The sequence below is a fragment of the Flavobacterium sp. B114r genome, from assembly GCF_056824125.1.
On the sequence record NZ_CP124858.1, the window covers coordinates 29,571 to 50,966 of the forward strand.

The window sequence follows — 21,396 nt, forward strand, 5'->3', positions numbered from 1 at the left end:
ATAAAGTCATAGCAATAAGAAGCAACAGAGGTTATCAACCTCGAGTAGAAAAAAAAGATGCACACAGAATAAATAACCTTATTCGTGGTGTACAAGAAGTAAGACTAGTAGGCGAGAACATCGAACCAGGTGTATTTAAGCTTGCAGAGGCTTTACGTTTAGCGGATCAATTCGAATTGGATTTGGTTGAAATTTCGCCAAATGCTGAGCCGCCGGTTTGTAAAATCATGGATTACAAGAAATTTGTTTACGAACAAAAGAAACGTGATAAGGTATTAAAAGCAAAGTCGACACAAGTTGTAGTAAAAGAGATTCGATTTGGTCCTCAAACAGATGAACACGATTACGAATTTAAAAGAAAGAATGCTGAGAAGTTCCTAAAAGAAGGTGCTAAATTAAAAGCTTTCGTTTTCTTTAAAGGTCGTTCTATCATCTATAAAGATCAGGGACAAATTTTATTACTGCGTTTGGCTACAGATTTAGAAGAGTACGGTAAAGTGGAAGCTATGCCAGTTTTGGAAGGAAAGAGAATGATTATGTTCATTGCTCCGAAGAAAAAAAAATAATTATTTGCTATAAGCAATAAGTTCTAAGCTTTAAGCAAATTGTTATTGTAAACTTTTGCCTAAAGTCTAAAGCTTAAAGCCTAAAGCTTTTGAAAATATAAGTAAGTAAGAATAAATTAAAACACTAGGAAAAATGCCTAAAATGAAAACAAAATCTAGCGCCAAGAAACGTTTCAAAGTTACTGGTTCTGGAAAGATTAAAAGAAAGCATGCTTTTAAAAGTCACATCTTGACTAAAAAATCTAAAAAACGTAAATTAGCTTTGACACATTCAGCGCTAGTTCACAAAACAGATATGAAAAGCATCAAACAACAATTAAGAATTATCTAATATAAGTCTAAAGTTGTAAAGTCTTAAAGTTGCAAAGTTCAAACTTTTGACATTTGACTTTTAAAACCTTTGACTAAAGATTTTCTTTAGGTTAAAAATTATTTATATAACCTTGGAGTATGGCTTTTAAGTTCCTTTGATTTAATTCAGGACGCCTGCTACAAAAACACATTAAAATTATGCCAAGAGCAGTAAATTCAGTTGCCAAAAGAGCAAGAAGAAAAAAAATAATGAAGCAAGCCAAAGGTTTCTTTGGTAGACGTAAAAACGTTTGGACAGTTGCTAAGAATGCAGTAGAGAAAGCAATGTGCTACGCTTACCGCGATAGAAAACAAAACAAAAGAAATTTCCGTGCTTTATGGATTCAACGTATCAACGCTGGAGCTAGATTAGAAGGAATTTCTTATTCTCAATTCATGGGGAAAGTAAAAGCTAACGGAATCGAATTGAACCGTAAAGTTCTTGCAGATTTAGCGATGAATCACCCTGAAGCTTTCAAAGCAATACTTAACAAAGTAAAATAAACGTTTTATAAACTCAATTTAGATTACTTACTTATCATAGAAAAGCCATTCGTTAACACGAATGGCTTTTTGCATTTATAGTATTTTTTCATATTAAATTAATGATATAAAAAGATAAACTAACTCTAAATTTTAAAAACGATTTTAAAAAGTACATTTGCATATAATCTAAATCATAAACATGCATAAAGCACTTTTGCAACATATTGAAAAATTTATAACATTAGAACCTTCTGAAGCTGATATTTTAGAATCTTGTTTGAACGTCACTACCATTAAAAGAAAAGAACTCGTATTACAGGAAGGTCAAGTTTGTGATACATTGCACTTTATTATAAAAGGTTGTATGCGACAATACATTATAAATTCGAAAGGAACTGAGCAAACTCTTCAATTTGGAATCGAAAATTGGTGGATTACAGATTATTTAAGTTATCATAATACGATTCCTTCCCATTTCTACATACAAGCTGTCGAGAAGTCGGAGGTAATTGCCTTAGACAAAGCGACACTAGAAGCCATTCTTATTCAGATTCCAAAACTGGAACGTTACTTTAGAATTGTTGCTCAAAAATCATTTGGCGCTGCTCAAATGCGTATTAAGTTTTTGTTTACGATGTCAGCAGAAGAAAGATATCATCACTTTAACAATCTGAACCCGGAATTTGTACAACGTGTCCCGCAATATATGCTTGCCTCCTATCTCGATTTTTCTGCTGAATTCATGAGTAAAATACGTGCCGGAAAGGTATAACTGTATTTCTTGAAGTAGTTCAAGTTTTTTTAAGCAGATATGCCTCAACTTTGTATCAACATTAAAAAACAAGTAAAATGAAACCAAGAATCGTTATCCCAACAGTTGCTCCGGAAGCCTATGAAGCTTTAATTAATTTAGAAAAATATAGTGCAACTACTTCTTTAACTTCTACTCATAAGGAGTTAATAAAAATTCGTGCGTCACAAATAAATGGTTGTGCTTTTTGTATTAATATGCACACGGCAGATGCCAGAAAATATGGTGAAACCGAAAAACGTATTTATTTATTAAATGCATGGCGTGAAGCTGACGTTTATACTGAAGAAGAAAAAGCAATTCTAGCATTGACCGAAGAAATTACTATGATTAGCAATCATGTTTCTGATGAAGTATATCAAAATGCAGCCCGCTTATTTGAAGACAAATATTTAGCTGAGATCATTCTGGTTATTATCACTATTAATTCATGGAACAGATTAGCAATAGCAACAGGACTAAGAGCTGTGTAATTTTAAGAATTCAGGTTTTACACTAATATACAGGCGTTACTTACAAATACTAACACATCGCCTGTATATAATTGTAAATCAGGACAAACAATATTTTTAAAATTAAACAAAATACCGTATTTATACTCTTTTTTAAGAACTTAAATTCTTTACTTTTGGCGCATGAAACCACATATAATGCGTCTCTTTATATATCTATTTCTTGCTTTTTTTGCCTTTGTTTCCTGCCAGCAAAAAAGTAAAAATATCACAACCAAAAAAAGCACAAAACCTGAAGTTGAAAAATTAATTGGTATCGCAGATCGTTTTTATGATACTAAAAAATTTGATAGCGCATTCTACTACTACAATAAAGTGAAATTTATTTGCAACCCTAAAACGGATGTAGAAAATTACGTCAGATCTTTAAATAGAATGGCGGATATTCAACAATCTCAGTGGGATTATACTGGGAGTGAATCTACGGTTATTGAGGCTTTAAAATATCTGCAATATACGAAGAGTCATGACCTCGCATGGAATACTTATATTACTTTAAGCATTAATTACTTAAACACCTATGATTATAAAAAGGCAATACTATACAATCAAAAGGCATTAGGATTAAAAATAAAACCATGGCAAAAGTTAGCAGCCCAAAATAATATTGCAGTTATATTAATGGAAGAGGAGAAATACTATGAGTCTCTTGACATTTTTCTTTCTCTAATTAAAAAAAAAGAAGTAACAAACGACGATCGGTTTTATGCCAAAGTAATGGATAATATAGGATTTTGTTACTTTAAAATAAATAATTTAAAGGAGGCTATTGATTCTTTTAACCAAAGTCTTGAAATAAGACAAAAGGGAAAATGGTCCTTTGATCTAGGGAAAAGCTATCTTCATTTTGCAAAATACTACGAAAAAATTAATCCTGCATTAGCCAAAAGATACATGTTAATAAGCTATGAGCAATTTAGTATTATAAATAATGCTGATGAAAGACTCTCTGCTTTAAAACTAATTATCAAAAATAGTTCTGGTGAAGAATTAAAAAAACATTCGATTATTTATGTCAATCTAGTTGACAGTATTTTTGAAGCAAAACAAAAAGCTAAAAACCAATTTGCCAAAATTAAGTACGATTCTAAAAAAGAAAAAAATGAAAATCTCATACTTAAAACCTATAAGGCAGAAAATGAACTACAACTGGAAAAACAAAAAAATAGAAATATAGTTTCTTATGTTGTTATTGCTTTAAGTTTAAGTTTACTCACAATTCTCTATTTCTATTTAACTCTGAGGGGAAATAGAGAAAAAATTGAAGCTACTTATAACAGCGAAACTCGCTTTGCAAAAAAGCTACATGATGAACTTGCGAACGATATCTATCATACTATGGCTTTTGCCGAAAACAAGAATTTAGCTCTAGCCGAAAACAAAGCAAAATTACTAAATAATTTAGATGCTATTTACTCCAGAACATCTGATATGTCGAAAGAAAATTGCGCTATTATTTTTGATAAAAATTATATTTTGGTATTAAGGGAAATGATTGCCGGGTTTGGTACACCAAAAATTAGTGTTATTATAAATAAATTGGGCTCTATAAACTGGCATGATATTGAAAAAAATACTAAAACAACGATCTACAGGGTTTTACAGGAATTACTTGTCAATATGAAAAAACATAGTAATGCTTCAATAGTCGAAATTAATTTTAAAATTTCGGATGAAAGCATTATTATCAATTATACGGATAACGGGAAAGGTGTTGATCTTAATAGTATAACTTTCAAAAATGGACTTCATAATGTTGAAAATCGGATTTTGAATATTCACGGAGAAATTAATATTGATTCTGCTCCACATAAAGGTTTTAAAGTTTTTTTTAAATTTCCTTTACAATAATGGGAAAGTTAACTTATCTACTAAAAAATAGAGACTTTTTAAAATATCCTGTAGCAATACTGTTACTGGGAGCAATCTTTTTTTTACTTAACTATTACAAAAAAGAAACTCATTCGATCTCAAGTAAAAAAGATAATTCTGTTGAGATAAAAAAACTTACAGATATGGCGGATGTTTTTTATGACTCTAATAAAATAGACAGTGCCTATTTCTATTTTAACAAAGTCAAAAACATTTGCGATCCTCATACAAATACTATCGATTATGTATATGCACTATCCTGTCTTTCTGAACTGCAAATGAGCAAAGGGAATTATATCGCCAGTGAAGCAAATGCTACTGCGGCATTACCTTGTTTAAAACATATTAAAAACCCTAGGTATTCCTGGATTGTTTACAATCAATTGGGGATAAACTATACTAATAGCTACAACTATAATAATGCAATAGTCTATTTTAAGAAGGCGATTTCCTTAAAATCAAGTGCCTGGAGAAAATATATTGCTTTAAATAATCTGGCAGCGGTTTATATGAATCAGGAAAAATATAGGGAAGCCAAAAAAATCCTTTTAATATTATCAACTCAAAAAAGGGTTTCTAAGCATGAAGAAATTGATTATGACAATTATTCTTATGTAATTGATAATTTAGGGTTCTGTTATTATAGACTAGGTGATTCTAAAACTGCCTCTAAGCTACTTTATGAAGCTCTAAATATAAGACTAAGACACAAAACACCGGAATCATTAATTTTGAGCTATAAGCATCTTGCTGTATTTTTTGAAAAAACGAATCCTAAATTAGCAAAACATTACGCTAAAAAAACATATAGAGAGGCTCTAAAAACAAAAAATGTATCTGACTTAACTAATGCTTTGTCCTTAGCAATTAAAAATAGCGAGGGAAATGAATTAAAAAAATATTCCTTAAATTATATCAAAATAATTGATAGCATTACTGCTGCAAGACAACAAGCAAGGAATCAATTTTCTAATATTAAATATACTTCGCAAAAAGATAAAACTGAAAATCTTCAGCTTAAAAAACAAAAAGTAGAAAATGAATTGCAGTTAGAAAGACAGAAAAATAGAAATATCATTTCTTATATCATTATCTTGTTTACTTCTATACTAAGTTTATTTCTTTATTTTCATTTGATTACTAAAGGAAAAAAAGAAAAGAATCATGCAATTCTGGAAAGTGAAATGCGTATTTCTAAAAAATTACACGATGAACTTGCTAATGATGTCTATACTACATTGAATTTTGCAAAAAGCACAGATCTTAAACTGGGCGAAAACAAAGAACACTTGCTAAATAATCTTGAAAATATTTATTCGAGAACCAGAAACATCTCTAAAGAAAACAGTCCTATTATTACTGATCATAATTATAACATCGCATTAAAGGAAATGATATCGGGTTACAAAACATCTGATGTAAATATAATACTGAATGGATTTGATTTGATTTTCTGGAGCGAAATCGAAAAAAATAAAAAAATAATTCTTTATCGAATTATACAGGAGCTGTTTTCGAACATGAAAAAACACAGTAAAGCGACATTGGTCAGTATTTCTTTTAAAATGATCAACAAAAATTTGACTGTAATTTATAATGACAACGGGCTTGGAACTCAAAATGAAGTACTAAATTTAAAAAATGGACTACAAAATGTGGAAAGCCGTATTAAAACTATAAATGGAAATATTATTTTTGACAATAATTCAGAAAAAGGCTTTAGATTAAGCTTCTCATTTCCTTTATAAACACAATCGTATGTTCAAAAAAGTATTAGTTGCCGAAGATTTAGATAGTATAAGTATAGCAGTTATTCAAGTACTTGAAGACTTAAATATTCCTACAATTGATCACGTTAAATATTGTGACGATGGTTTATTAAAAATCAAAAGAGCTTTGATTGAAAAGGAACCTTATGATTTACTGATAAGTGACTTATCGTTTAAATCTGATCATCGTACTATAAATCTTTCTAACGGCGAAGAACTTATCGAAGCGGCTAACGCTGTTCAGCCCAAATTAAAAAAAATTGTATTCTCGATAGAAGACAAATCTTATCGCATAAAATCTCTTTTTTACGATTTAGGGATTAATGCATATGTATCTAAAGGAAGAAACAGCATTTCTGAATTGAAAAAAGCTATTGAGGGAACTTTTAGAAATGAAGAGAAAATACTTTCTTCTGATCTGTCTTTTAGTTTTAATGACAAGGCTTTAATTGAGATCGAATCTTACGACATTTCAATCTTAAAACTTTTGGCTCAGGGATATATATTAGAGAATATATCAAGTGAATTTAAGGCTTCATCAATAACTCCTAACGGAACGAGCAGTATTGAAAAACGAATCAATAAATTAAAAATATATTTTAAGGCTAACAATAATGTGCATCTTATTGCTATTGCCAAAGATTTTGGATTGGTGTAAATTTTATAGTGCTTTTACGGATTCCCGTAAGGAAATGATTTATAATACATTTAATTTTGTTTAGAATTTATTAACCACCTAATGAAACCTAAACCTAAAATTAGTTTTGGTAGAAGCTTAAAACAAGTTTATAACTTAAAAATTAATACTACTAAAAATAAAATTATAATGAAAACGATGTTACTTTGTCTTTTCCTATCATTAAGTTTTGCTTTCGTTTCGGAAAAAACAGGATGGCTGGAGGTAGATTGGAAAATCATATTTATACCTGCTTTGCTTGTTTTGCAGATAATAATTATTGGAACTGCTCTAAAAAACCGATATAAGAAGCATTAAATCGATTGCTTCTTAAAAAAAACTAACAGGCAGGCCGTTTTTATTTAAAATGTGCTGAAGTAAGAAGAAACAATTATTATAAAATTTTGAAATGCTTATATTTGAATTTTTAAATACTGCATGAAATATATTTTAAGTTTTGTTCTCTTACTTTTTACTTGCCTTACCTTTTCGCAAACTAAAATCCTCTCCTGGAATTTAGAGAACTTTGGAAAATCAAAATCTGAATCTGAATTAAATTTTATTGTCAATACAATTGCATCATATGATATTATAGCAATTCAGGAAGTTGTTGCCGGATATGGAGGCGCTCAGGCTGTCGCAAAACTCGCAATGATACTGAATGAAAAAGGTTCAAAATGGGATTATGCAATTAGTGATCCTACAAGTGGTACCAGCTATAAAACTGAACGTTATGCTTTTTTATGGAAAACTAGCAAGGTAAAACTAAAAGGGAATACCTGGCTGGAAAAAAAATATCATCTGGAAATTGATCGTGAACCTTTTTTTGCAACTTTCGAGATTGAAAAAAAGACAGTAACACTGGTTAATTATCATGCTATAACAAAAAGTAAGCAACCGGAAACAGAAATTAAATACTTTAAATTTCTACCGCTCCAATATCCCAATTTGAATCTTGTTTTTACAGGTGATTTTAATTGCCCGCAATCACACACTGTTTTTAATCCGTTGAAAAAGATGGGTTACTCTCCTATTTTACAAAAACAAAAAACGACATTAAAACAGAAATGCATCAATGAAACTTGTTTAGCATCTGAGTTTGATAATATGTTCTATAAAACAGATTCTGTGATTTATATTAATTCAGGTATAATTCCGTTTTATACAAAATTTAATTCTTTGAAAGAAGCCCGAAGAATTTCTGATCACATTCCTATTTGGTTTGAATTTTCTTTGAAGTAATTACGTTTTAAGCTTTTTCTTTTTTGCTGCCGGAAACAAAACATTATTCAAAATCAAACGATATCCGGGAGAATTGGGATGTAAATCTAAAACTGTTGGAGGATCTCCTACCTGATGCTGAAAATCTTCAGGGTCGTGTCCTCCAAAAAAGGTAAACATACCTTTTCCTTTTTCACCATGAATGTATCTTGATTCACCGTTAAGTTCACAAGTCCCCATTATTAATACATTAGATTTTATTAATGCTGTATCAAAGGATGTTGTCTGTCCCATAAAACCTTTTACTAATTGCGTATGGTTTTGACACAACATACTTGGAATTGGGTCCCATTTTGCAGAAAATTCCATTAATGTAAAATAGTCTTTTTCCATAGGAATTCTACGTTTCGAGGTCATATCTATATCCGAAAATTCATAAACTTCTGGTTTTCTTTCTAATACAAAATCTTTAAACGCAAACGAGTTTGCGTAATTTAATTTTGACTGGTAATTCGATTCGCTTGCATCTCCATCAAACATTGCTTCACAGATATCAACACCATCTGCTGCAAGTGCAATATCAAAACTATCAGTTGCAGAACACATAGCAAACATAAAACCACCACCAATGACAAAATCTCTAATTTTTTTTGCGACTGCGCCTTTTTCCTGTGATACTTTGCTATATCCTAATTTTGCAGCCAGAGCTTCGGCATCCTTTTTTTGTTCGATATACCACGGTGTATTTTTATATGCGGCATAAAATTTCCCGTATTGTCCGGTAAAGTCTTCATGATGCAGGTGTAACCAATCGTAAAGCAGCAATTGATCGCTTAAAACTTCTTCATCATAAATTGGCGTAAAAGGAATTTCCGCATACGTCAAAACCAATGTTACGGCATCATCCCAGGGTTGTTTTCCTTTTGGAGTATAAACTGCAATTTTAGGTGCTTTCTCTAAAATAACGGATTCCATATTTTGTGACGGACTTGAAATATCATTTAAAATAGAAGCTTCTTCACTATCTGAGAGTACTTCAAAACTTACACCTCTAATTTTACATTCTTTGCGAATTTCATCTGCATCCGGAAGTAAAAATGAACCTCCACGATAATTAAGCAACCAACTTGCCTTATAATCTTTACTTAAGCACCAATAGGTTATTCCGTATGCTTTTAGGTGATTTTGTTGTGTCGTTTCGTCCATCGGAATTAAGATAAACGATGCTTTTGCAGTTAATGAAAGTAGAAATATGAAAATACAAGCTAAACTCTTATTCATTATAAAATTATTTTAGTAAAGATATAAAGGAAGCATTAAAAAACACAATAGATATAGGTGTTTTATAAATCAATAAATGTTAAATAAGCCTTTACACAGAATTGAATTTTATTTCTTCACTTCTGAAAATCAGGTAAAAACACCTATTTGCCAAAGATATTTTATTACTACATTTGCTATCCCAGATCATCAAACTAATCAATGAAAAACCAAAACCATGAAGTTTAATGATAGTAATAATCAACCAAAGGGATTTAATGTGATGCAAAAAATAGGCTTATGCTTACTTGTACTAAGTATTATTTTGTATTATGTATTGTCAATTCAATTTTTAACAAGCTAAAATTAAATTGTTAAGACAGCAATTTCATTTTGAATTGCGTACACAACTAATCCCGCAATATTTCTGGATTCTGTTTTTAGCAGTAAATTGTTACGATGTCCTTCTACAGTTCTCGGACTTAAATAAAGGTGTTCAGCAATTTCTGTAGTCGTTTTTTGCTGACAAATAAGTTGAAGGATCTCTATTTCGCGGGGCGAAAGAAAACTTGTTTCTAAATTTCCTTTTGAATTTTTAGTGGAGACGATAGTTTCCTGAATTGTTTTTAAAACATTTTCATTATAATAAAATCCTTTTTTTGCTACCTGATTGATTGTATGGATCAAATCTTTTGGAGTTGTATTTTTTATTAAATATGCAACTGCTCCAACCTGAATCATATTTGCAATAAATGATTTTGAATCATAACTTGTTAAAGCTATTATTTTAATTTCAGGATATGATTTTCTGATGATTTTTGTAGCTTCGACACCATTTAAGACTGGCATTTTCAAATCCATCACAATAATATCCGGTTTGAATAAACTATCTTCTAAACTAGCAAGAAGTTCTTCTCCGTTGGATGCTTCAAAAATAATATCGATATTATCTTCTCTTTGCAATAAGAAGGCAATTCCTTTGCGGAATAAAACTTCGTCATCGACTAAAGCAATTTTAATAGCGGCACTCATTTTATTTGATTTTGGTCGTTTGGTTTGCCGAAATTACAAAATATGAAACGAAAACGACCTAAGAATACCAAGATATTGGCTAAAAATCATGTTTGTTTCTTGAATTTTAGCTTAAAAAGTAAAAACTACGGCAAAACCACTTCCTATTTCAGCGGTAAAATTAATGGTTCCGTTTAAAAAAGAAATTCGGCTATCAATGTTCTTCATTCCTAGTCCTTTTTGATTATCAGCTTTTTTACTATCAAAGCCAACTCCGTTATCTTCATAATTACAGGTATTAATTCCATTTACATTTTTAAAAGCTATCCAAATTTGAGTTGCTTTTCCGTGACGTAATGAATTGTTCATTAATTCCTGCAAAATTCTAAACACATGCAAATGGCGATCAATGTCTTTATCATCTAAATCCAGCTCATTAGTATAATTTACATTTACAGATTTACTACTTTCAAATTCTTCACATAACTCTTCTATACCTGCATTAAGCCCAAATTTCTCAAAAACCGGCGGCAATAAATTATGGGCAATTTTTCTGGAATTCTCCAATGCTTTTGCTGTCAGGTTGATAATATTTTCTGTAATCTCCTTTGTTTCGGCTTCAGTTAGATTTGGTGCAGAAAGCAAATGTGCATTCAATGAAACAATATTAAGTTTAGAGCTAATATCATCATGCAGGTCCTGGGCAATTCGTTTTCGCTCATCTTCCTGAGTTATAATAACAGCATGCAATTGTTCTTTGTTCAGATAAATTTCTAAATCTCTTTTTTCTAATTCTTTCTGAATGATTTTTTTTCTTGAAAAATAAAAGAACACTACCAAAAAAACTGCAACAACCATTAGAAAACAAGAGGTGTACAAAATAATTGTAACTATTTCTTTCTCGTAACCAAGATTTTCTCTCATACCTTAACCCCCTTTTTGGAAAAACTTTTTACCCATTCAAATAAAATAAAAAAGTGATAAACAATAAATAAAAAAGCATTTAATCTCCAGCTAAGATATTTAAAATCGTCACTTAATCCGATGGTTAGATTACCAAGTAAGAATAAAACCGTTCCTCCAAACATATAACCAATAACCCCTATTGTAAGATAATAATATTGTTTATTTTCTGTAAGCATGTTATAAAAATGAATTAGCGCAAAAACTACCGTTAATAAAGAAGTGATAGTAATTTGAAATAAATTAAATTTAAACTGTAAACTCGGATCATAAACAAGTCTCGATATTAAAATCAGCAAAGCAAGGCCTAGAGCTATCAAGACAAATTTCTTTTGAACTACCTGCTGGTATAATGATCTGTAAAACAATCCCAATAAAACCATTTGTTCTAAAAAATAAAAATTCATCAGCACTAAATTATTCATTTTTAAGTGATACAGAAATTCCATTCCAAATTGCACTAAGAGCGAAAACACCAAGTAAAGTAATAAAAAAACATTAGCTTTTTCCTTTCGAAAAAAGCTATATGAATATAAACCTACATTGATTACTAAAATAAAATAACCAAAGTATATCAAAAAATCATCCATTATACAAGCGGACTAGCCGGATCTCCATAAGGAGGACATGGGCGGGTTGCGTCGTAAGTAACTGCTTGAGCTTCTTCGATTTCATTACCTGAGAAGAACACATCTCTATAGATTCCTTTTTCATCTAGTTTAGTTCCTACAAAAACCAAAACCTGCTCTCCTGCATTATTAATAGCTTTATAAGCTCGAACAGCATCTATTGGATTTTCTAATACTGCTTTTAAAGTTGCTAACGGAATAAGATACGCATCCGTTTTTCTTCCTGCCTCTTCTTCTTCTCTGCTGGCTTTACGGTAATGTGCTGTCCAGGTTTTAGCAACAGACAATTCGACTTCTACACCTCCTAAATTTTCAAGATTTTGTTCTTTAGACATAATAATTTGTTTTTGGTTATTAATTAATTTACAATTGTTGGAATCAATTGTTTGGCTAAACTACTGAATTTTATCAAAAAACATTAACAATTAGACATAAAAAAAGCCTCTTAAAGAGGCTTAATTGTTTGATTAAAACGGAACATCGCTGTCGTCATCGTCGTCATTTAAATTACTGCCAAACGCTTCATTAGGCGATGGCAAACTTTTAGTTATGAATGGGTTTTCTTCATGATTCATTTTTGATGGCAAATCGTCATAGTTACCTGAGAAATCATCCAGGTTATCAAATTTTCCAAGGTGTCCAATAAATTTCAATCGGACGTTTTCGATACCACCATTACGGTGTTTCGCGATCATAATTTCTGCTTGCCCGGTAGTTGAAGAAGCTTCATCATCATCCCACTCTTCAATTTTGTAATATTCAGGTCGGTATAAGAACGAAACAATATCAGCATCCTGCTCAATCGCCCCGGATTCACGAAGATCCGATAGCAAAGGACGTTTACTGGATCCACGCGTTTCAACAGCACGCGATAACTGAGAAAGTGCAATTACGGGAACGTTAAGCTCTTTTGCCAAAGCTTTTAAGTTTCGGGAAATCGTAGAGATCTCCTGCTCACGATTTCCTCCTCCTTTACTATTTCCTCCGGCAGTCATCAACTGCAAATAATCTACAATAATAATTTTGATCCCGTGTTGCGAAACCAAACGACGGCATTTTGCTCTTAAATCGAAAATAGAAAGAGATGGTGTATCATCAATAAACAAAGGAGCTTTTTCCAGGTTCTTTACTTTGGTACTCAACATTGTCCATTCATGAGGTTCTAATTTACCTGTACGTAATTTCTCTGATGACAATCCTGTTTCAGACGAAATCAACCTGGTAATTAACTGGACAGAAGCCATCTCTAAAGAGAACAATGCCACTGGATGTCCAAAATCGATGGCAATATTTCTCGCCATCGAAAGTACGAAAGCTGTTTTACCCATCGCCGGCCTTGCTGCAATGATAATTAAATCACTTGGCTGCCATCCGGAAGTCAGTTTATCTAAATTGGTAAAACCGGTTTCAACACCACTTAATCCTTCTTGTTTAGAAATTTCTTCAATACGTTTTTTCGCTTGTAAAACTAAACTTTGTGCAGTTTCAGAACTACGCTTTATATTTCCTTGTGTTACTTCGTATAATTTTGATTCGGCCTGATCCAGCAAATTAAATACGTCTGTTGTTTCATCATAAGACGCTTCGATAATTTCAGACGAAATTCGGATCAAACTTCTTTGAATAAACTTCTGAAGAATGATACGGGAGTGAAATTCGATATGCGCAGAAGAGGCAATTTTTTGTGTAAGCTGAATTAGATAAAAATCTCCTCCTGCTAATTCTAATTTTCCATTTTTTTTCAGCTGACTCGAAACCGTCAATAAGTCAATTGGCTGTGTATCGGTAAAAAGTTGAACGATTGCTTCGAAAATAAATTTGTGTGCATCTTTATAAAAAGCATCGGCTTGTAAAATATCAATTACATCATCTACCCCTTTTTTATCAATCATCATCGCCCCAAGCACAGCTTCTTCTAAATCAAGCACTTGCGGAGGAAGTTTTCCTTTTTCTAAATTAATAATTGTGGTTTTATCTACCTTTGCAGGTTTTACATTTTTGAAATTTTCCATATAGCGAAAGTAGCAAAATTTAAAAAAAAATTGCTATCGAGTTATAACTATTAATTGTTTATAAATAAGTCTATTTTGTTCATAACCAAAAAAAAATCCGAAACTGTAAGGCTTCGGATTTTAAATCATTTTACATGAATTTACTCTTTATACTCACCCATCTTACTGTATTTGTCCATTCTTTGGGCAATCAGGTCCGTTGTTGATAAGTCTTTCAATTCATTATATCCTTTGGTAATATATTCTGCTACTGTTTTAAAAGTAGTTTCCCGGTCGTAGTGTGCTCCACCAAGTGGTTCCGGTATTACATCATCAACTAATTTTTGTCTCTTCATATCAGATGAAGTCAATTTTAAAGCATCGGCAGCACGTTCTTTGTACTCCCAGCTTTTCCATAAAATAGAAGAACATGATTCTGGAGAAATTACTGAGTACCACGTGTTTTCTAACATGTATACTTTATCTCCAACACCAATTCCTAAAGCTCCTCCTGAAGCACCTTCACCAACGATAATCGTGATAATTGGCACTTTTAAACGAACCATTTCGAAAATATTTCTGGCAATTGCTTCCCCTTGTCCTCTTTCTTCAGCTTCTAATCCAGGATATGCACCAGGAGTGTCTATTAAAGTTAAAACCGGAATTCCGAATTTCTCTGCCATTTTCATCAAACGCAAAGCTTTACGATATCCTTCTGGGTTTGCCATACCAAAATTACGGTACTGACGTGTTTTAGTATTAAAACCTTTTTGCTGACCAACAATCATAAACGACTGACCGTTTATTTTTCCTAATCCGCCAACCATCGCTTTATCATCTTTAAAATTTCTGTCTCCATGAAGTTCTAAGAATGTATCGCCACAAACTGCTCTGATATAATCTAAAGTATAAGGTCTGTTTGGGTGCCTTGATAACTGAACTCGTTGCCAAGCCGTAAGATTTTTGTATATTTCTTTTTTAGTTTGTTCTAATTTTTTGTTGATTTCCTTGCACGTAGACGTTACATCAACATCAGATTCTTTTCCAATTATAACACACTTTTGTAACTGTTCTTCAAGTTCTTTTATTGGAAGCTCAAAATCTAAATATTCCATGGATTTTTGAATTTTGTTTGTAAATCGAACCGCAAATATAAAAATATTATATCATTGGTGTGATTAAATCGTATTTAAAATATAAAAATGTAATTTAAAAATAAGGAAATTATTACACTTCTTTCTTATTTTTATAATGTTTAAAAACGCCATTTAAGATCACTGTAATTACAATAATCAGGGCGCCAATATAAAATTCTGTACTCATTTTCTCTTTTCCTCCCAAAATAAAATAAGCCAGCATAATGCCGTAAACAGGCTCTAAATTAGTGGTTAACATTACTGTATACGGACTTAATTTCTGCATTACTTTCACTGATGCCGTAAACGCATAAGCTGTACAAACTGAGGCCAGGACCAATAATAAAACCCAATTATTTAATGACATTGTAAAAAAATCTGCAGTGAATTTTCCCTGTATTAAAAAATAAATTGAAATAAAGAAAACTCCGGCTCCAAACTCATAAAACGTAATAACTGACGGTTCATGATCTGATATTAACTTTCCATTCATTAAAGTAAACAAAACACCCAGAATAATCGACGCCAAAGCATAATACATTCCGTGCAGGTATTTTACTTCTACTTGCATAATCAAGGCTAATCCGGCGATGATAATCAAACCGAAAAAAACTTCATAGAATAAAATCTTTCTTCCGTAAAAAAGCGGTTCTAATAATGAAGCAAAAAAAGCACCTAACGAAAATATCGAAAGAGTAATTGAGACATTAGAAACATGAATGGCTTTGAAAAAGAAAATCCAATGAAGCGCAATCAACAATCCCACAAAAATTAATTTGGCAAAAGATGTCGCTGATATTACAAAAGACTGTTTCTTATAGACTATAAAAGCTGCAAGAAAAACTCCCGCAAGAAGCATTCTGAACCAAACTAAATTTTCGGCATCAATAGTTATTAAAGCCCCAAGAATAGCCGTAAACCCCCATATAAAAACAATTAAATGAAGATTTAGGTAACTTTTTAAATTATCGTTTCGCATTACGTAATAAGTAGACTGCCAAAACTCCAAAAACAATATTTGGGAACCAGACAGCTAATAAAGGTGAGAATGTAGATTTTTCAGCAAGAGTACCAAATATTTTATCAAAAAACACAAATGAAAAGGCAATCGCAATTCCAATTGCAAGATTCGTTCCCATACCACCACGACGTTTCATTGACGAAACTGCCACAGCAATAATTGTTAAAATAAAAGCGGACACCGGTACACTATACTTTTTATAAAGCACGACTAAATAAGTATTGATATTTCCCGAACCTCTTTTGCGCTCTTTCTCAATAAAATCGATCAGTTTTCCTAACGGAAGAGTTTCTGCAATATAAACTACCGGAGTTAAATCTGCCAATTCAAATTTAAAAGGCACATTCTTTTCAGGGCTCTTCTCTATTTTATCGTTCAGTTCTCCAAGCGTTCTTTTCGTATAATCATACAAAGTGTAGGTCTTTTTTTTCGGATCCCATTTAATTCGGCTAGCCGTAATTTTATAGATCAACTGATCTTTTTCAAAATGTTCTAATGTAAAATTAAAAGCCGTTTTAGACTCTTCATTAAAACTATTTACAAAAATAAAATCATTATCATTAATCTGTCTGTATACATTGGTATTATTACCTCGCATTTCGACTTTTCCATTACCTTTCAGATACGTATACCTAAAATTATTGAATCCCTCACTTGCTGCAGGAACAATAAAAAATCCCATTAGAAGCACAAAAACCGAAACGATAGACGCGCCAATAATATAGGGACGCAAGAAACGTGTAAATGAAATTCCCGAACTTAAAATTGCAATAATCTCTGTATTATTTGCCAGTTTTGAGGTAAACCAAATTACGGATAAAAATAAAAATATTGGAAATAATGAGTTCGCAAAATAAACGGTAAAGTTGTAGTAATAGATCGCAATTGCGCTAAACGGAATTTTATTTTCCAGCATTTTGTTCACCTTTTCAGAGACATCAATTACAATTCCAATTGGAATAAATAATAAGATCATCACCGAGAAAGTGGCCAAATATCTTTTTAGAATATACTTATCTATTATTGTCAGCATAGATTTTTTGTTTTAGGTTTCAAGTTTTATTTGTTTCAAGTTTCCGGTTTCAGTGAAGAACTTGAAACTTGAAACCTGAAACCTGAAACTTTCTTATAGTCTTTGACTCATATTTTTAACCATCATTTCTTTCCATGGTCTAAAATCTCCTGCTAAGATATGTTTTCTGGCCTCACGAACCAACCACATATAAAAACCAAGATTATGAATCGTGGCAATTTGCTTTCCTAAATATTCATTAGCTGCAAATAAGTGACGTAAATACGCTTTTGTATATTCAGTATCTACAAAAGTATGTCCCATTTCGTCGATTGGAGAAAAATCATCTTCCCATTTTTTATTCTTTATATTGATTGTTCCGTTTGCGGTAAACAACATACCATTTCTGGCATTACGAGTTGGCATAACACAATCGAACATATCAATACCTAACGCAATATTCTCAAGAATATTAATTGGAGTTCCAACTCCCATTAAATAACGTGGTTTATCTTCTGGCAAAATTTCACAAACAACTTCGGTCATGGCGTACATTTCCTCAGCTGGTTCTCCTACTGACAAACCTCCAATTGCGTTTCCTTGCTGTCCTGAATTGGCAATATATTCAGCAGATTGCTGACGTAAATCTTTATAAGTACTTCCCTGAACAATTGGGAAAAATGTTTGCTCGTATCCGTATTTAAAAGGTAATTTATCTAAATGACCAATACAACGATCCAGCCAACGGTGGGTCATGTGCATCGAACGTTGTGCATATCGGTAATCACAAGGATAAGGCGTACATTCATCAAAAGCCATAATAATATCAGCTCCAATCGTACGCTGAATCTCCATTACGCTTTCTGGTGAGAAAAAATGATATGAACCATCAATATGTGATTTAAACTTCACACCTTCCTCTTTAATTTTTCTGTTATTAGAAAGAGAATACACTTGATATCCACCAGAATCAGTCAAAATATTACGATCCCAATTCATAAATTTATGCAATCCTCCTGCTTTTTCAAGAATTTCAGTCTGTGGGCGTAAATATAAATGGTAGGTGTTTCCTAGAATAATATCCGGATTTATATCCTCTTTTAGCTCGCGTTGGTGTACTCCTTTTACAGATGCAACCGTACCGACAGGCATAAAAATAGGCGTTTCGATTACGCCGTGATCTGTAGTAATACTTCCCGCTCTCGCTTTAGATTGCGGATCTTTTTTCAATAAATCAAACTTCATCTGTTTCTTTTTTCAGTCGGCAAAGGTAAGCTAATTTCAGAGAAAATTAATTAGATAATTTTTCAATTAGATAATTAGATAACGAATCAAGATTGAGATTCAATTTTCAAACTTGAAACCTGACCCGAGGCAAAGCCGAATTGGCGAACTTAAAACAAATAAAAGATGAAATTGAGAATTTTGAATTTGGAATTTAAAAAATTAAAGTTCAAAATATTTGGGCGTTCCCAAAAGGTCGGGCTATCCGCTGTATTCCCAATTAACAAAAACTAAGGCTAAAAAGGCATGTTTTTCTAAATCGGGAGATGCCGCTTCAATCCCTAACACAAAAAAACGTGACAGTTCTACCAGAAATCTTTAAATTTGAATAAATCAAAAAAAATCTGCTCACCCGAGATAGCGAACAGGTGAAGCAATCTGCAAATCTGTGAGCAAAAAAACAAAACACATGAACTTATCTCAAAAACTAGGATATCCTGAAAATAGCAAACTACTGATCATACATGCCGATGATGCCGGATTATCACATTCTGAAAATCAAGCCACTATAAAAACACTTCAAAACGGATCTGTAAATTCATACAGCATAATGGTTCCCTGCGCATGGTTTTTTGAAATGGCAACATTTGCAAAAAACAATCCAAATTATGATTGCGGAATACATTTAACACTGACTTGCGAATGGGAAAATTATAAATTTGGCCCAGTTCTTCCCGCATCTGAAGTTTCAAGTTTAATAGACAAAAATGGTTATTTTTATAAAACCAGAGCCGATTTTAAAAACAATGCAATTCTATCAGAAATAAAAAAAGAACTTACGGCTCAAATCGAAAGAGCATTACAATTTGGAATTCAACCTACGCATCTCGATTCGCATATGTGCAGCGTAGGAGTTACCCCTGAAATTTTAGAAATTTATAAAGACCTTGGAGATACCTATAATTTACCTGTTTTCATCAACAAACAATTTGTTGAATCGATAAGTTTGTCTGACGAAAAATACAATTACGAAAACACTCTTTTGGCAGATAATCTTTTGATTGGACATTTTGCTGATTTCGAAAAAGGCGAATTGCGACATGCCTACGCAAAAGCATTAGACAACATTCAGCCCGGATTCAATGTTTTTCTGTTACATCCCGCTTTTGATGATTTCGAAATGCAAGGCATTACAATCAATCATCCTAATTTTGGTTCAGCATGGCGCCAAACTGATTTTGATTTTTTTACAAGTGAAGAATGCAAATCAAAACTAAAAGAAAACAACATTCAATTGATTAGCTGGCGCGACATTAAGAAAATTACACAATGATTTTTCGAAATGTGAATACTGCAATTTCCTGATTTAAAAAATGTAAGAATATCAAACTGTTATTTTCGTAACTTTATATGATACTTAAAAAAATAAAAAATCATGATAAATTCAGAAGAAAAAAAACCAGCAAACGAAAATGAAATCGAAAAAAATCTGGAAGAATTAAATTATCCTGCTTCAGAAGACATTTACAGCAATGAAGACAAATTAGAAGACATCGACCCGGAGGAAATTTCAACCGAAAAAACGATCAGTCAGGACAATCATGAATGGAAACAAAACAGTGATAAACTCGGAAACGATTTAGATATTCCAGGTTCAGAACTTGACGATAAACAGGAAGAAATTGGCTCTGAAGATGAGGAAAATAATTTTTACAGTGAAGGCGATACGGAATAAAAAACGTATTGATATCATTTAAGCATACTTTAAGTCCCGAATTCGGGACTTTTTTTATGATTTTTCAGCAAAAAAAAAGAGCTTTTTTACCATCATATTCAGAAAATCTAAAATTAATCCATCGTTTTTATACATCTACAAAAAAAGCGGGTTAATTTAACAATTGTGACAAACTAAAGCGAAAAATCATTTGTCAGCCCGCAAAATAACAATTACTTTTGCATTCAGTTTAACTTTTACATATAAAATGAAGCCTAACACACAACAATTAAGCGATTTAACTATCCAAGTAAGAAGAGATATTCTTCGAATGGTACATGCTGTCAACTCAGGTCACCCAGGTGGTTCACTAGGTTGTACTGAATTTTTGGTAACTCTTTATCAAAATATTATGGAGCGTAAAGAAGGTTTTGATATGGACGGAATTGGAGAAGATCTTTTCTTCCTTTCAAATGGTCATATTTCTCCTGTATTTTATAGCGTACTAGCACGTAGCGGTTATTTCCCTGTTTCAGAACTTTCAACTTTTAGATTACTAAACTCACGTTTACAAGGACATCCAACAACTCATGAAGGATTGCCTGGAGTTCGTATCGCTTCTGGTTCATTAGGACAAGGTTTATCTGTAGCTCTTGGTGCTGCTCAAGCAAAAAAATTAAATGGCGACAATCATATCATTTATTCTTTGCATGGAGACGGTGAACTACAAGAAGGTCAAAACTGGGAAGCTATCATGTATGCTTCTGCCAAAAAAGTAGACAATATCATTTCGACTATTGACCTTAACGGGAAACAAATCGACGGAACAACTGACGAAGTTTTACCAATGGGAAGTATTCGTGCTAAATTTGAAGCTTTTGACTGGGACGTTCTTGAAATAAAAGAAGGAAATAATATCGATGCTATTCTTGCAGGTTTGAATGATGCTAAATCAAGAACAGGAAAAGGAAAACCAGTTTGTATCTTATTACATACTGAAATGGGTAACGGAGTTGACTTTATGATGCATACACATGCATGGCATGGTAAAGCACCAAGCAACGATCAATTAGCAAGTGCTTTAGCTCAAAACATCTCAACTTTAGCCGATTATTAAAAAATAGCCTTAAGCTTTAAGCAATAAGCTTTATGCCTATTGCCTACAGCCTAT

23 protein-coding genes are annotated in these 21,396 nt (G+C 32.2%); 13 read left to right on the top strand and 10 right to left on the bottom strand.

What is annotated here, in order from left to right; translation table 11 throughout:
• The first annotated feature begins 8 nt into the window (after positions 1-8).
• The 10 genes from infC (at position 9) to QLQ94_RS00175 (ending at position 8,285) form a co-directional block, all read left to right on the top strand.
• The gene (gene infC / locus QLQ94_RS00130; protein WP_371296044.1) at positions 9-566 is read left to right on the top strand and encodes a translation initiation factor IF-3; all 558 of its coding nucleotides are present in this window, start codon (positions 9-11) and stop codon (positions 564-566) included.
• A 133-nt stretch (positions 567-699) separates the two neighbouring features.
• Positions 700-897, top strand: a complete 198-nt coding sequence (rpmI, locus tag QLQ94_RS00135) for a 50S ribosomal protein L35 (protein WP_022827375.1) — start codon at positions 700-702, stop codon at positions 895-897.
• 179 nt (positions 898-1,076) lie between these two features.
• Positions 1,077-1,421 (top strand): 50S ribosomal protein L20, encoded by a 345-nt coding sequence (rplT, locus tag QLQ94_RS00140; RefSeq protein WP_056246768.1) that lies wholly within the window; start codon positions 1,077-1,079, stop codon positions 1,419-1,421.
• 181 nt (positions 1,422-1,602) lie between these two features.
• The gene (locus QLQ94_RS00145; RefSeq protein WP_271338331.1) at positions 1,603-2,175 is read left to right on the top strand and encodes a Crp/Fnr family transcriptional regulator; all 573 of its coding nucleotides are present in this window, start codon (positions 1,603-1,605) and stop codon (positions 2,173-2,175) included.
• A 77-nt stretch (positions 2,176-2,252) separates the two neighbouring features.
• On the top strand, positions 2,253-2,687 hold the full coding sequence (locus QLQ94_RS00150; protein WP_427403018.1) for a carboxymuconolactone decarboxylase family protein: 435 nt from the start codon (positions 2,253-2,255) through the stop codon (positions 2,685-2,687).
• Between the two features lie 162 nt (positions 2,688-2,849).
• The gene (locus QLQ94_RS00155) at positions 2,850-4,577 is read left to right on the top strand and encodes a tetratricopeptide repeat-containing sensor histidine kinase (RefSeq protein WP_271338333.1); all 1,728 of its coding nucleotides are present in this window, start codon (positions 2,850-2,852) and stop codon (positions 4,575-4,577) included.
• The gene (locus tag QLQ94_RS00160) at positions 4,577-6,346 is read left to right on the top strand and encodes a tetratricopeptide repeat-containing sensor histidine kinase (RefSeq protein WP_427403019.1); all 1,770 of its coding nucleotides are present in this window, start codon (positions 4,577-4,579) and stop codon (positions 6,344-6,346) included. The genes QLQ94_RS00155 and QLQ94_RS00160 overlap by 1 nt, the downstream gene beginning before the upstream one ends.
• Before the next feature lie 10 nt (positions 6,347-6,356).
• Complete coding sequence (locus QLQ94_RS00165; protein WP_271338335.1) at positions 6,357-7,025, top strand: helix-turn-helix domain-containing protein; 669 nt, start codon at positions 6,357-6,359, stop codon at positions 7,023-7,025.
• An 81-nt stretch (positions 7,026-7,106) separates the two neighbouring features.
• Complete coding sequence (locus QLQ94_RS00170; protein WP_427403020.1) at positions 7,107-7,361, top strand: hypothetical protein; 255 nt, start codon at positions 7,107-7,109, stop codon at positions 7,359-7,361.
• 120 nt (positions 7,362-7,481) lie between these two features.
• On the top strand, positions 7,482-8,285 hold the full coding sequence (locus QLQ94_RS00175; protein ID WP_271338336.1) for an endonuclease/exonuclease/phosphatase family protein: 804 nt from the start codon (positions 7,482-7,484) through the stop codon (positions 8,283-8,285).
• On the opposite strand, the gene QLQ94_RS00180 is transcribed toward QLQ94_RS00175, so the two are convergent.
• From QLQ94_RS00180 to tgt, 10 genes are all read right to left on the bottom strand, one after another.
• Positions 8,286-9,545, bottom strand: coding sequence for an asparagine synthetase B (locus QLQ94_RS00180; protein WP_271338337.1), 1,260 nt, complete (start codon positions 9,543-9,545; stop codon positions 8,286-8,288).
• A 345-nt stretch (positions 9,546-9,890) separates the two neighbouring features.
• Positions 9,891-10,556, bottom strand: a complete 666-nt coding sequence (locus QLQ94_RS00185) for a response regulator transcription factor (RefSeq protein WP_271338338.1) — start codon at positions 10,554-10,556, stop codon at positions 9,891-9,893.
• 111 nt (positions 10,557-10,667) lie between these two features.
• On the bottom strand, positions 10,668-11,459 hold the full coding sequence (locus QLQ94_RS00190; RefSeq protein ID WP_271338339.1) for a sensor histidine kinase: 792 nt from the start codon (positions 11,457-11,459) through the stop codon (positions 10,668-10,670).
• Positions 11,456-12,088 carry a hypothetical protein gene (locus QLQ94_RS00195; protein WP_482498784.1) on the bottom strand — a complete coding sequence of 211 codons (633 nt, stop codon included), beginning with the start codon at positions 12,086-12,088 and terminating at the stop codon, positions 11,456-11,458. Before QLQ94_RS00195 ends, QLQ94_RS00190 begins: the two co-directional genes overlap by 4 nt.
• On the bottom strand, positions 12,088-12,462 hold the full coding sequence (locus QLQ94_RS00200; protein ID WP_271338341.1) for a hypothetical protein: 375 nt from the start codon (positions 12,460-12,462) through the stop codon (positions 12,088-12,090). Before QLQ94_RS00200 ends, QLQ94_RS00195 begins: the two co-directional genes overlap by 1 nt.
• 132 nt (positions 12,463-12,594) lie before the next feature.
• Positions 12,595-14,139 carry a replicative DNA helicase gene (gene dnaB / locus QLQ94_RS00205; RefSeq protein ID WP_271338342.1) on the bottom strand — a complete coding sequence of 515 codons (1,545 nt, stop codon included), beginning with the start codon at positions 14,137-14,139 and terminating at the stop codon, positions 12,595-12,597.
• Between the two features lie 140 nt (positions 14,140-14,279).
• Positions 14,280-15,233 carry an acetyl-CoA carboxylase carboxyltransferase subunit alpha gene (locus tag QLQ94_RS00210; RefSeq protein ID WP_271338343.1) on the bottom strand — a complete coding sequence of 318 codons (954 nt, stop codon included), beginning with the start codon at positions 15,231-15,233 and terminating at the stop codon, positions 14,280-14,282.
• 112 nt (positions 15,234-15,345) lie between these two features.
• Positions 15,346-16,233: a DMT family transporter gene (locus QLQ94_RS00215; RefSeq protein WP_271338344.1), complete on the bottom strand. Its 888-nt coding sequence runs from the start codon at positions 16,231-16,233 to the stop codon at positions 15,346-15,348.
• Positions 16,220-17,308 carry an LptF/LptG family permease gene (locus QLQ94_RS00220; RefSeq protein WP_427403022.1) on the bottom strand — a complete coding sequence of 363 codons (1,089 nt, stop codon included), beginning with the start codon at positions 17,306-17,308 and terminating at the stop codon, positions 16,220-16,222. Before QLQ94_RS00220 ends, QLQ94_RS00215 begins: the two co-directional genes overlap by 14 nt.
• Before the next feature lie 93 nt (positions 17,309-17,401).
• Positions 17,402-18,532 carry a tRNA guanosine(34) transglycosylase Tgt gene (gene tgt / locus QLQ94_RS00225; RefSeq protein ID WP_271338346.1) on the bottom strand — a complete coding sequence of 377 codons (1,131 nt, stop codon included), beginning with the start codon at positions 18,530-18,532 and terminating at the stop codon, positions 17,402-17,404.
• A gap of 448 nt (positions 18,533-18,980) precedes the next feature.
• Here tgt and QLQ94_RS00230 point away from each other — a divergent pair, with 448 nt between their 5' ends.
• From QLQ94_RS00230 to QLQ94_RS00240, 3 genes are all read left to right on the top strand, one after another.
• On the top strand, positions 18,981-19,844 hold the full coding sequence (locus QLQ94_RS00230; protein WP_271338347.1) for a polysaccharide deacetylase family protein: 864 nt from the start codon (positions 18,981-18,983) through the stop codon (positions 19,842-19,844).
• A gap of 102 nt (positions 19,845-19,946) precedes the next feature.
• Positions 19,947-20,246, top strand: coding sequence for a hypothetical protein (locus tag QLQ94_RS00235; RefSeq protein ID WP_482498788.1), 300 nt, complete (start codon positions 19,947-19,949; stop codon positions 20,244-20,246).
• A 247-nt stretch (positions 20,247-20,493) separates the two neighbouring features.
• Positions 20,494-21,342 (top strand): transketolase, encoded by an 849-nt coding sequence (locus QLQ94_RS00240; protein ID WP_271338349.1) that lies wholly within the window; start codon positions 20,494-20,496, stop codon positions 21,340-21,342.
• Positions 21,343-21,396: the final 54 nt, after the last annotated feature.